This is a genomic window from Thalassococcus lentus (assembly GCF_028023555.1).
Classification (GTDB): Bacteria; Pseudomonadota; Alphaproteobacteria; order Rhodobacterales; family Rhodobacteraceae; genus Thalassococcus_A; species Thalassococcus_A lentus.
The window spans coordinates 540,114-552,172 of the sequence record NZ_JAQIOY010000002.1 but is presented as its reverse complement, the minus strand read 5'-3'; the positions used below and the strand labels follow the sequence as shown (position 1 = coordinate 552,172).

At 58.4% G+C, this 12,059-nt stretch carries 8 protein-coding genes and 1 pseudogene; 4 read left to right on the top strand and 5 right to left on the bottom strand.

The window, feature by feature from the left end; genetic code table 11:
- Position 1 precedes the first annotated feature (1 nt).
- Together bglA and PFY00_RS07760 are read left to right on the top strand one after the other, a co-directional pair.
- Positions 2–1,666, top strand: a complete 1,665-nt coding sequence (gene bglA, locus PFY00_RS07765; RefSeq protein ID WP_271431969.1) for a beta-galactosidase BglA — start codon at positions 2–4, stop codon at positions 1,664–1,666.
- Positions 1,667–1,683: 17 nt separating this feature from the next.
- Entirely contained in the window at positions 1,684–2,772 is a 1,089-nt protein-coding gene (locus PFY00_RS07760; protein ID WP_271431968.1) for an ABC transporter ATP-binding protein, read from the top strand.
- 55 nt (positions 2,773–2,827) lie between these two features.
- Here PFY00_RS07760 and PFY00_RS07755 read toward each other — a convergent pair whose 3' ends face one another.
- Positions 2,828–4,015, bottom strand: coding sequence for a vWA domain-containing protein (locus PFY00_RS07755; RefSeq protein ID WP_271431967.1), 1,188 nt, complete (start codon positions 4,013–4,015; stop codon positions 2,828–2,830).
- A 174-nt stretch (positions 4,016–4,189) separates the two neighbouring features.
- On the opposite strand from PFY00_RS07755, the gene uvrA reads away from it, so the two are divergent.
- Complete coding sequence (gene uvrA / locus PFY00_RS07750; protein WP_271431966.1) at positions 4,190–7,087, top strand: excinuclease ABC subunit UvrA; 2,898 nt, start codon at positions 4,190–4,192, stop codon at positions 7,085–7,087.
- Positions 7,084–7,983 (top strand): patatin-like phospholipase family protein, encoded by a 900-nt coding sequence (locus PFY00_RS07745; protein WP_271431965.1) that lies wholly within the window; start codon positions 7,084–7,086, stop codon positions 7,981–7,983. Before uvrA ends, PFY00_RS07745 begins: the two co-directional genes overlap by 4 nt.
- Positions 7,984–7,999: 16 nt before the next feature.
- Here the strand turns inward: PFY00_RS07745 and PFY00_RS07740 are convergent, their stop codons facing one another.
- The 4 genes and pseudogenes from PFY00_RS07740 to PFY00_RS18970 all read right to left on the bottom strand — a co-directional run.
- Positions 8,000–8,203, bottom strand: coding sequence for a YgaP family membrane protein (locus tag PFY00_RS07740; RefSeq protein WP_271432216.1), 204 nt, complete (start codon positions 8,201–8,203; stop codon positions 8,000–8,002).
- Between the two features lie 98 nt (positions 8,204–8,301).
- Positions 8,302–9,882, bottom strand: coding sequence for a Hint domain-containing protein (locus PFY00_RS07735; protein ID WP_271431964.1), 1,581 nt, complete (start codon positions 9,880–9,882; stop codon positions 8,302–8,304).
- Positions 9,883–10,126: 244 nt separating this feature from the next.
- On the bottom strand, positions 10,127–11,053 hold the full coding sequence (gene mmsB, locus PFY00_RS18975) for a 3-hydroxyisobutyrate dehydrogenase (protein WP_333908204.1): 927 nt from the start codon (positions 11,051–11,053) through the stop codon (positions 10,127–10,129).
- 27 nt (positions 11,054–11,080) lie between these two features.
- Positions 11,081–12,040: pseudogene (locus PFY00_RS18970) on the bottom strand (enoyl-CoA hydratase/isomerase family protein); the annotation flags it as partial.
- Positions 12,041–12,059 lie beyond the last annotated feature (19 nt).

Sequence of the window (12,059 nt, the reverse complement as noted above, 5' to 3'; positions counted from 1 at the left end):
TATGAATGCAAAGGCGGACTTTGACATGCCTGCAACTCTGACGGCTGACAAGGATTGGTGGCGCGGTGCGGTGATCTACCAGATATACCCGCGCAGTTTTCAAGACAGCAACGGCGACGGCATTGGCGATCTTCTCGGGATTACTCAGCGCCTGCCGCATATCGCCTCGCTTGGAGTGGATGCGATCTGGATTTCGCCGTTCTTTACGTCGCCTATGAAAGACTTTGGATACGACGTCAGCGATTATTGCGACGTTGATCCGATGTTTGGCTCGCTGGCTGATTTCGATGCGCTGATCGAAGGCGCACATCAGCACGGGCTGCGGGTGATGATTGATCTGGTGCTGTCGCATACCTCGGATCAGCACGCCTGGTTTGCCGAAAGCCGAGCCAGCCGAGATAATGCCAAATCCAACTGGTACGTCTGGGCCGACCCGCAACCCGATGGCACTCCGCCCAACAACTGGTTGTCGATCTTTGGCGGCTCTGCATGGCAGTGGGACGCGCGACGCGAGCAGTATTACCTGCACAATTTCCTGACGTCGCAGCCGGATCTGAACTTCCACGAACCGCAGGTGCAGGATGCCTTGCTGGATGTGGTCCGGTTCTGGCTGGATCGGGGTGTCGATGGCTTTCGGCTCGATACCATCAACTTCTATGTTCACGACCAGCAGTTGCGCTCTAATCCGGCACTGGCACCAGAACGCCGCGATGACACCATCGCGCCTTCGGTGAACCCCTACAATCATCAGGAACACCTGTATTCCAAGAACCGCCCGGAGAACCTCGAATTTCTGCGCCGGTTCCGTGCGGTGCTGGAGGAATATCCGGCGGCGGCGGCGGTGGGCGAAGTGGGCGATGCGCAGCGCGGTCTTGAGATCATGGGCGAATACACGTCGGGCGATGACAAGGTTCAGATGTGTTACAGCTTTGAGTTCCTGTCCAAGACCAAACCAACCGCCGACCGCGTGGTCGATGTGCTGGAGCGCGTGGACGAGGTGGCCACCGATGGCTGGGCTTGCTGGGCCTTTTCGAACCACGATGTAACGCGCCATCCGTCGCGCTGGAACCTTGGCCCCGCGGCGCAGCGTGCCTATGCCACCTTGATCTTGTGTTTGCGTGGCTCGGCCTGTCTTTATCAGGGCGAAGAGTTGGGGCTGCCCGAGGCCGACGTGGCATTTGAGGACCTGCAGGACCCCTATGGCATTGAATTCTGGCCAGAATACAAGGGTCGCGATGGCTGCCGGACCCCGATGGTTTGGGAAAAGAACAATCAAAACGGCGGGTTTTCAGAAGGGCAGCCATGGTTGCCGGTCAGCCATGACCATCTGAACCGCGCCGCCGCCGCGCAGGAACAAGATCCCGGTGCATTGCTCCATCATTATCGCAAAGCTATCGCCTTCCGCCACGCGCATAAGGCGTTGGTCAAAGGTGAGCACAGCGATGTTCGCAACACCGGCAGCATCGTGCATTTCATGCGCGAGCACGAAGGCGAAAAGATTTTCGTTGCCATCAATCTGAGTGCCGAGCCGGCGGTTATGGAAATGCCCAAAGGGGCTTGGCTGCAGATCGGTCAGGAACTCGGCAGCACGGCGGCAGCGCCGGACGGCAAGCTTCATCTCGGCCCATGGCAGCCTGCGCTTGCCTTGCTGGCCGAAAAGAACTGAAAACAGGGGGGACGGATATGGCCACTTTAAAACTGACCGATGTTGCGAAAACATATGGTGGCACAGTCGATGTGCTCAAGAACATCAACCTCGATATCGAACAGGGTGAGTTGATCGTCTTTGTTGGACCGTCCGGTTGCGGCAAATCCACCTTGCTGCGCATGATCGCCGGTCTTGAAAAGATCACCGGCGGGACGCTGGAAATCGACGGCCAATTGGTGAATGACGTGCCGCCCGCGCAGCGCGGTATTGCCATGGTTTTCCAGTCCTACGCGCTTTATCCGCATATGACCGTACGCGAGAACATGAGCTTTGCTCTGAAACTGGCCAAGAAAAGTGCATCCGAAATCGACGAAGCGGTCAACAAAGCTGCGCGGATTTTGCAGTTGGATCAGTATCTTGATCGACTTCCTAAGGCGCTGTCCGGCGGCCAGCGTCAGCGGGTCGCCATTGGGCGGTCTTTGGTGCGCGATCCAAAGGTCTATCTGTTTGATGAGCCGCTCTCCAACCTCGATGCGGCGCTGCGTGTCGCCACGCGGATCGAGATTGCGCAACTCAAGGAACAGATGCCCGATCGCACCATGATCTACGTAACGCACGATCAGGTCGAGGCGATGACACTGGCCAGCCGGATCGTGGTTCTGGCCAACAAAGGCATTGCACAGGTCGGCACGCCGCTTGAGCTTTACGAAAAGCCCAACAGCGAATTCGTGGCCCAGTTCATTGGCTCGCCTTCGATGAATCTGCTGCCCGGTGAGGTCGTCGGCACAGGTGCGCAAACCACGGTCAAAATGGCCGGTGGCGGAACGGCGGTTTCGGATTACCCGACCACCGAGGCGGACATGGGCCTAAAGGTTAATGTCGGTGTGCGGCCCGAAGACTTCGTGTCGACCGACGGCGAGGCAATCTTTGACGGCAAGGTCGAGATCACCGAAGCGTTGGGTGAGGTCACGCTGCTCTATTTCGAAAAGCAGGGCGGCGAGGATGCGGTGATCGGCAAGTTGCCCGGCATTCACCGGGATGTGCGTGGGACGTCGGTCAAACTGACCGCCAGCCCGGACAAGGTGCATCTTTTCGCAAATGGGACTTCGTTGCTTTATCGTTGAGCGGGTACTGAGTGCATGAAAGGCCCGGGGCTCGTTCCCGGGCCTTTTTGTATGGTCAGTTGGCTGAAATTGTCCGTTTCACAAGAATTTCGCGGTTTTCGCCGTAGATGTATCGCAGCTCGTAGGTTCCCGGTGCCGAGGGCATTGTTATGGCGATCGGGTTGCCGCCGGTTGCCAGATAGTCCGATGCCGTTTCGTAGCCGCCGCCAGCGTCTGGCCGTGCGATTGTCAGAAAATCCCACTCTGTTCCCGGACCGCTCCAGCTGACCTCGATCTGCGAGCCGGCGGCGGCGCTGTCCGGTGCGTTCAGCGCAGGGCCCGCTTCTGTGAGTGTCAGCGTGGTTTCAGCCAGTACGCGGCCATCCTGACCGTTTTGCAGATAGAGGAGCCGGTATGCTCCGGGGGCAGTCGGGGTCTGAATGCGTGCAGGGCTCCCAAGCGCCATGGTCACGTAGATCTCGGCTGTGGCAGCCTCGGCACCTGCGGGAACGATGGCGACAAAGTCGGTGTCCCGGATGTCGCCGGTCACGCCGACATCGATGATCGTTCCGGCCGGAACTTTGTCGGGCGCGTTCAGAACGACAGGCGGGGCCTGTGGCTCGGGCGCGGCGGGTGGCTCTTGTGGGGTGACGGCCACATCGCGCAAAGCCTTTCCCAGCTCGTCCGCGTCGCGTGCGGACTGATAGGTTCCGCCGGTCTTGGATGCGATACACTGTAGCTGCTCCAGAGCCAGTGGATCCGAGATGTCAAAGCCGACCACATGCGCAGTGAAATCAACACCTGAGGCCTCAAGCTCGGCCGCGACAGCGCAAGGATCCGCCTCGCAGGTTTCCAACCCGTCCGAAATCAATATAACCGTCGCCTTTTCATCGGTGTGGCGCAGGGCGCGAGCAGCTTCGGTCACTGCGGCGGACATGGGGGTTTTGCCCCGTGGTGTGATGGTTGCAACCGCGGCGGCGATTGCAGCCCGGGTATCAGGGCCGGGCGTGACCAGCGTTTCAATGTCATTGCAATCGCCCTCGCGTCGGTGCCCATAGGCCGTCAGTCCAAGCGCCCGGTCTTGGGATAGGTCGTCAAGCAATGCACCAATCACGTCGCGTGCGATGCTGATCTTTGCCTCACCGTCGATTTGCCCCCACATGGACCCCGACCCATCCAGCACCAGAACGGTTTGTTCGGCCAACAGGCAGGCAGGTTGAACTGAAAGGAAGGCGGCTGCGACAAGAGGCAAGGCGGTCTTCATGGCTTACTCCGTTATCTTCTGTGCAGTGCCATCCAATCAGAGGCTGAAAGCCCGGGCAAGGCGTGGAAAACCTGCCCTGCAGACCTCGTATGTTCATATTTCGTTCACATATTTCTGTTGGCGCGGAAGACGGGATGGCCTATCTGTGTGTCTGAACCAGTTTTGGGGGACTCAATGCCCGAGTTGAAACAGATCGAGGTGCGCGGCGCGCGTGAACATAACCTCAAGAGCATTGACGTGGATATTCCGCGTGATCAGCTTGTGGTCATCACCGGCTTGTCCGGTTCGGGCAAGTCGTCTCTGGCCTTTGATACCATCTACGCAGAAGGCCAGCGCCGCTACGTGGAATCGCTGTCGGCCTATGCGCGGCAGTTCCTCGATATGATGGAAAAACCCGATGTGGATCATATCGCGGGGCTCAGCCCGGCGATTTCAATCGAGCAGAAAACCACCTCCAAGAACCCGCGCTCAACCGTTGGCACGGTGACCGAGATTTATGACTATATGCGTCTGCTGTTCGCGCGGGTTGGTACGCCCTACAGCCCTGCAACCGGCCAGCCCATCGAGGCGCAGCAGGTCCAGGACATGGTTGACCGTGTGATGACCATGGAAGACGGAACCCGGGGATACCTTCTGGCGCCGATCATCCGGGATCGAAAGGGTGAGTACCGCAAGGAATTTCTGGAACTGCGCAAGCAAGGCTTCCAGCGCGTTAAAGTGGATGGCGAATTCTACGATCTGGACACGCCGCCAACACTGGACAAGAAATTCCGCCACGACATCGACGTTGTCGTAGATCGCATTGTCGTCCGCGAAGGGATGGAAACCCGTCTGGCTGACAGTTTCCGCACTGCGCTCGATCTGGCGGATGGCATCGCGATTCTGGAAACCGCGCCGCGCGCGGATGATGACGGCAATACGCCCGACGCAGAGCGCATCACTTTCAGCGAAAACTTTGCCTGTCCGGTCAGCGGTTTCACGATTCCCGAAATTGAGCCGCGCCTGTTTTCCTTCAACGCGCCTTTTGGCGCGTGTCCTGACTGTGATGGTCTGGGGGTTGAGTTGTTCTTTGATGAACGGCTGGTCGTGCCGGATCAGACGCTCAAGATTTCTGATGGAGCGCTGGCGCCTTGGCGTAAGGGCAAGAGCCCGTATTTCCTGCAAACCATCGAAGCCATCGCGAAGCATTACGAGTTCGACAAGAACGCCCGCTGGAAAGACCTGCCAGCGCACGTGCAGCAGGTTTTCCTTTATGGCTCCGGCGAAGAAGAGATCCAGTTCCGGTATGACGAAGGCGGGCGGGTCTATCAGGTCAGCCGCGCCTTCGAAGGCGTGATCCCGAATATGGAGCGCCGCTACCGCGAAACAGACAGCAACTGGATCCGCGAAGAATTCGAGCGTTACCAGAACAATCGGTCCTGCGGAACCTGTGGCGGTTACCGTCTGCGCGAAGAAGCTCTGGCGGTGAAGATCGGCTCAGCCAAAGACAAGGACAGCCTGCTGCACGTGGGGCAGGTGGTCCAGATGTCGATCCGGCAGGCTTTTGACTGGTGCCAGACCGTACCGGACAACCTCACGGATCAGAAAAACGAAATCGCCCGGGCGATCCTCAAGGAAATTCGCGAACGGCTCGGCTTTTTGAACAATGTCGGACTTGAGTATCTGACCCTGAGCCGAAATGCGGGCACGTTGTCGGGCGGTGAATCCCAGCGCATTCGACTTGCCAGCCAGATTGGTTCTGGCCTGACGGGGGTTCTTTATGTGCTGGACGAGCCGAGCATCGGACTGCACCAGCGCGACAATGACCGGCTGATTACCACGCTTAAGAACCTGCGCGATCAGGGCAATACCGTGATCGTGGTTGAACATGACGAAGAAGCCATCCGCGAGGCTGACTATGTCTTTGATATTGGCCCGGGCGCGGGTGTGCACGGCGGACAAGTGGTATCGCAAGGCACTCCGGATCAGGTTGCGTCGGATCCTGCCAGTCTGACGGGTCAGTATTTGTCCGGCGGGCGGGAAGTGGCGGTGCCCGCTGAACGGCGCAAGGGCAACAAGAAAAAGCTAAAGGTCGTCAAGGCGACCGGGAACAATCTCAAGAACGTGACGGCTGAATTCCCGCTGGGTAAATTTGTTTGCGTGACGGGTGTTTCGGGGGGCGGGAAGTCCACTCTGACGATCGAGACGTTGTTTAAGACGGCCTCGATGGCGCTGAACGGCGCACGCCAGACGCCTGCGCCCTGCGAGACGATCAAGGGGCTCGAACATCTCGACAAGGTCATCGACATCGACCAGCGTCCCATTGGCCGCACGCCGCGCTCCAACCCAGCGACATACACCGGGGCCTTTACGCCGATCCGCGATTGGTTCGCCGGATTGCCCGAGGCCAAGGCGCGTGGCTACAAGCCGGGACGGTTCTCTTTCAACGTCAAAGGCGGGCGCTGTGAGGCCTGTCAGGGGGACGGTGTCATCAAGATCGAGATGCACTTCTTGCCGGATGTATATGTCGAATGCGAGACCTGCAAAGGCGCGCGCTACAACCGTGAGACTCTGGAAATCAAGTTTAAAGGCAAGAGCATAGCCGACGTTCTTGATATGACTGTTGAAGATGCACAAGAGTTCTTCAAGGCGGTTCCGAGCATCCGGGAAAAGATGGATGCGCTGATGCGTGTCGGGCTTGGCTATATCAAGGTCGGCCAGCAAGCCACCACGCTGTCTGGTGGTGAGGCCCAGCGGGTGAAGCTGTCCAAGGAACTGGCCAAGCGTTCAACGGGGCGTACGCTCTATATCCTTGATGAACCCACGACCGGCCTGCATTTCGAAGACGTGCGAAAATTGCTCGAGGTTCTGCACGAACTGGTCGAGGGCGGGAACACGGTGATCGTGATCGAACACAATCTTGATGTGATCAAGACTGCGGACTGGATCATCGACATCGGCCCGGAAGGCGGTGATGGAGGCGGCGAAATTGTTGCCGAGGGCACACCTGAACAGGTTGCCGAGGTCGAGCGTTCCCATACAGGGCGTTATCTCGGACCGATGCTCAATCCCAAGCGGGTGGCTGCTGAATGAGCCTCGGCCTTGCGCTTGGGTCGGGCGGTGCGCGTGGGTGGTGCCATATTGGCGTGCTCCGGGAGCTAAAGAGCCAAGGAATGGAGCCTGACGTTGTTGCCGGGTGCTCCATGGGTGCGCTGGTGGGGGCGGTTTGGGCCGCCGGCAAGCTGGACGCTCTGGAAGACTGGGCACGCAGCCTGACTAAGGCGCGGTTTCTGCGGTATCTGGACCTGCGTCTGGATCGCGGCGGGCTTGTGGAGGGCTCTGCCATCACGCAGGTCCTGAGCGAGATCGGCTTGCCTGACCGCATCGAAGACCTCGACCGACCTTTTCTTGCGGTGGCCACCGATATGGCCACGGGCCGCGAGATTTGGCTCAAACAAGGGCCTTTGATTCCGGCCATACGTGCATCGATTGCCATTCCGGGTGTATTTTCGCCATGCCAACATGACGGCCGCTGGCTTTTGGATGGTGGGCTGATTAACCCGGTGCCCACTTCGGCGTGCCGGGCGCTTGGCGCAGCGCGAACAATCGCGGTAAATCCAAATGCGAAATCCGGAAACACATTGTGGGAGCCCAAGGAAGAAGACAGTTATCTGTCCCGCATTGGCGGCGAAGGATTGCGTGGCTATCTGCCTCAGGGCGTTGCGGATTGGCTTTCCGAGCCAAAGCAGGAAAGCGGCCCGGCCTATATGGATGTGGTTTCTACATCGATCGACATTCTGACTGAATTTCTGCGCGCTTCTCGCGCCGCGGTCGATCCGGCGGATGTGGTTCTGGATGCAGATTTGTCGTCGGTTTCGGTGATGGAGCTGTTTCGCGCCGAAGAAGCCATCGCAGAAGGGCAACGCATCGCAAGCAGCGCTTCAGACGCGCTGAAAACGCTGGGTGCAGAAATGGGAAAACGCCCCTGATCGGGGCGCATTCGTTTCAGTTTTTTACTTTGCAGGTGTTGATACCCAGCAGGGCATAGGGCGGACAGGTGCCAATAAGACCCGTCGCCAGTGGAATAATGCCCAAAAGATATGCCCAGCGATAGGCTGCGTCTGCGTTGAGGAAAAATCCAAGCAGCAGCGCCGCGCCAAAGGCAATGCGCAAGATGCGATCCAGGCCGCCAACATTCTTTTTCATAATCTCAATCCTGTCTGATGCTACTGTTGATACAGCGATCATCATACCAAGACATTCTGAAAACGGAATACTTAGAGGATCACCTTGGCGTTATCCTGCCATTATGCCGCAATGGCACTGCACAGCGCTGCGGCCTCGGGTGTTTTCAAGATCGTTCTGGCGGCAGGGCCGTAGTTTTCGAACCCTTCATTCAGCTCTGGGAACAACGAAATGATTTCGGCCTGTGTGTCGGGATCAAACTGTTCCTGTAGGGCAGGCCCCGGCAGGTAGCTTTCACAGGTCACACCGTTCGCTGTCAGGATATGGTGTTCGTCAAACAGGATGTGGAAATAGGTTACGGTTTCCATGTCGGTTACAGGGCGCACGGTTGCGTCGTTCACCAGATCCTTGACCTTGACCAGCACTTCGTCTGATCCAAACATCAGCTCGGCCCAGTAATGCGCAATCAGAACACGGTGCTGCGGAGACAGCATCAGGTCCCGTGATGCGCCAAAGGAACCCTTGCGAATGCGGATCGGACGATGATTGCCAACGGCGGGTACCGTGCGCTGGCCAATCCACCGAATGGGCTGGGCCCCGTTGTCCAGTGTCAGGACCTGATCGCCGGGGCGCAGGTCTTCGATCAGCTTGGGTCCCTCGGGCGTATCGATGTAGGTGCCATGCACAAAGCAGGGCACCTGCGTAACCTCGACGACGGCCGTATCCAAATTGCCGGAAGCGTCTTGAATTTCATAGGTGAAGTAGACGGTTTCCGCATCGCCGTCGCCAGTGATCTCGAATGTTCCGTCGGCGTTCAGCGTGATGGACTGCCCGGTTGCCAGCGTGACAGTATCGCCCGCGCTGACGGCTGTGCCATTGATCTGTGTGACGGTAAGCGTTCCACCGGTTGAGCTGTCGTTGTCCAGCACGTCGAGTGTCTTGGTGTCGTTGTTGCCGAGCGATACCGAGTCGTCCTGCGCAACAATGGTTGCCTGAACAGAGCCGCCTGCAATCAACAGGTTGGTATCGTAGCTGGAGTCAAAGACATCGGCCACACCAATGCGCAGCGTATTCACAACGCCGGGGTTTACAGGGGCGACAAACGTCAGGGTGATGGTAAAGCCATCCATCTCGGTGTTGTACTGGTCAGCGGCGTTGTCGTTATAGAGGTTGGGCGTCTGTGCGCCGTTGATGTTCCCAACAGACGCAGAGCCGTCACCGATCGAGACAGTTGCCTGAACACCGTTGACCCAGACGCCGACAGCGTCGAGGTACTGAGAGTTGATGTATTCCGGATATTCTTCGGACGAGATCACGAAATCGACGGTCAGCGTGTCACCGGTTGGCGTAAAGTCGACTTCCAGGATGGCTGCATCAAAGGTGTTGTTTCCGCCCGCGAGGGCGTTGAACTGCGCGTCGCCATCCACACCGGCAGTGTTTGTGCTGGTGCCTGCGCTGGTGTTGGTGTTGGTGGTGCCGTCCGAGTTGGTGAAATCTGCTACGTTGCCCGTCGACAGAATGACACCGGTATCACCCGGCGTTGCAAAGGGCGAAACCACGTCGCCGTTCGAGTAGATGCCCGAAGCGTTGTTATCGCCAAAGTAGGTGGCGGAATTGACCGTCGCGCCACTGCCAAAAATCTCATTGGCCATGTCCAGCGCGGTGGCCGTTGTATCAATCGGTAGCTCGGTTGCCGTTGGCATTTACTCGTCCTCAACTGTGGCGCGATTTGTTGCGCTCTTGAGGACAAAGTGGCCAATGGAAGTGGTTTGTTTAGGTTACTTCCACGTTAACTTTGGGGCAGCCGGAAATTTGTTGTGGCTGTTTGCGCCACAATTGGGTTTGTTGAAAAACCCTTGTTTTATTGACGGATTTGCCTGTTTTCCACTTGGCATGGTTCGGGACAATTCCAGCCTTGCGCCGGAATTGTCCCGATTTTTGCACAAATCAATCGCGTCCGCGTGTTTCGAAGCGGGGCAGCATTGCGCTGAAATCCTGACCGGCACCATCTTCGTTTTCAACAAAGGTTTGGTAGAGCGCCATCGCGGCTGCGCCCATCGGCGTGTCGGCATCCGCAGACTCGGCGGCCTGCTGTGCGAGACGCAAATCCTTGAGCATCAAATCTGCGGCGAACCCGGGTTTATAGCCATTGTCTGCCGGGGATTGCGGACCGACGCCGGGGGCAGGGCAGTAGGCATTCATGGTCCAGGAATACCCCGACGAGGTGCTAACCACGTCGAACATCGCCTGACGGTCGAGCCCGAGCTTGTCAGCGAGTGCAAAGGCTTCGCAGGTGGCGATCATGGTTACGCCAAGGATCATGTTGTTGCAGATCTTGGCGGCCTGACCGTTTCCAGCCGGACCGCAATGCACGGCCTTTTGCCCCATGATGTCGAACAGCGGTTTTGCAATGTCAAAGGCGTCGCCGCTGCCGCCGACCATAAAGGTCAATGTCCCGCCTGCGGCGCCACCAATGCCGCCCGACACGGGCGCATCCAGCGCACCCAACCCGGCAGACTGGGCCTGTTCCGCAACTGCGCGTGCGCTTTCGACGTCGACGGTCGAGCAGTCCAACAGGACAGCCCCGGATTTCATGGCCGGAACGATCTCGTCTGCGACCGATCGCAGGATATTTCCGTTCGGTAGCATGGTGATAACCACATCGGCATTTGTGGCGGCCTCGACTGCGCTGGTGGCTTGCGCGCATCCCTCGGCGGCCGTCCCGGCGACGTCAAAACCGACCACGGTGTGCCCAGCCTTGGCCAGATTGGCGGCCATAGGTGCACCCATGTTGCCCAGTCCGATGAAACCGATGTTCATACCTGTATCCTCCCGTTCGAATTGCAAGGCCTCTTTGCCAAGGGGCCGCAGCATGAAAGAGACATCAACAGCCGGCACCTTGTCCAGCGTGTGTCGCCATTTCGGGGTGCGATCCTTGTCGATGATGGCCGCACGGATGCCTTCCAGAAAATCGCCGTGCTCCATGACCCGGTGGCTGACCCGATATTCCAGTTCCAGCGCCTTGCGAATATTGAGCGACGGCCCGCGTAGGCGGTGAAGCATCTCGATGGTCACAGCCAATGACAACGGCGCGATGCGTTCCAGTTTGGACAGGGTCTTGGCAGCAAATTCGCTGTCGTCGCCGCGCAGTTGGTTGAGCATGCCCTGAAGATCTTCTGTGCCCATCAAGCGATCGATCTCGGCCTGCTGATCTGCCAAGGGGCTGTCCGGGGCAGGGTGCTGGGGAATGGCCGCAACATCGCCGGTGCTGCAAAGATCGGATTTGAGGCCGTCCCATTCGGCCTCGGGCACATAAGCGTCGGCGAAACCTGCGTGGATGGCATCCCCCGGACCCATGCGTGTTGCAGTCAGTCCCAGGTATTCGCCCAGACGCCCGGGCGCCTTGGCGAGAATGTAGGATCCGCCCACGTCCGGTACAAAACCGATCGAGCATTCAGGCATGGCGATCTGTGTGCTTTCACAAACGATGCGGTGGCTACAGTGCCCGCCCAAGCCCACACCGCCACCCATGGTAAAGCCATGCAGGAAACTGACGATGGGTTTTGGATACTCGGCGATCTTGGCGTTCATCCGGTATTCGTCGCGCCAGAACCGGCGGCCATAGTCATAGTCTCCGGCGGTGCCTGTGTCGTACATTTCCTGAATGTCACCACCCGCGCAAAAGGCGCGATCGCCTTCGGCGTCCAGTACGACCAGCGCAACGGAATCATCTTTGGCCCACCGGTCCAGTGCCTCTTCAATCGCAAGGCACATGGCATAGCTGAGCGCGTTGAGAGCTTTGGGCCGGTTCAGGGTAATGCGCCCCGCTTTGCCTTCGGTGCGGATCAAAATGTCGGTCATGGTGCAAAACTCCGATGGC

Bases quoted from the DNA above. Each gene is read 5' to 3' on its own strand.
- bglA (WP_271431969.1), top strand. From the start codon at position 2: ATGAATGCAAAGGCGGACTTTGACATGCCTGCAACTCTGACGGCTGAC.
- uvrA (WP_271431966.1), top strand. From the start codon at position 4,190: ATGCCCGAGTTGAAACAGATCGAGGTGCGCGGCGCGCGTGAACATAAC.
- PFY00_RS07755 (WP_271431967.1), bottom strand. From the start codon at position 4,015: ATGAAGACCGCCTTGCCTCTTGTCGCAGCCGCCTTCCTTTCAGTTCAA.
- PFY00_RS07760 (WP_271431968.1), top strand. From the start codon at position 1,684: ATGGCCACTTTAAAACTGACCGATGTTGCGAAAACATATGGTGGCACA.
- mmsB (WP_333908204.1), bottom strand. From the start codon at position 11,053: ATGCTGCGGCCCCTTGGCAAAGAGGCCTTGCAATTCGAACGGGAGGAT.
- PFY00_RS07735 (WP_271431964.1), bottom strand. From the start codon at position 9,882: ATGCCAACGGCAACCGAGCTACCGATTGATACAACGGCCACCGCGCTG.
- PFY00_RS07745 (WP_271431965.1), top strand. From the start codon at position 7,084: ATGAGCCTCGGCCTTGCGCTTGGGTCGGGCGGTGCGCGTGGGTGGTGC.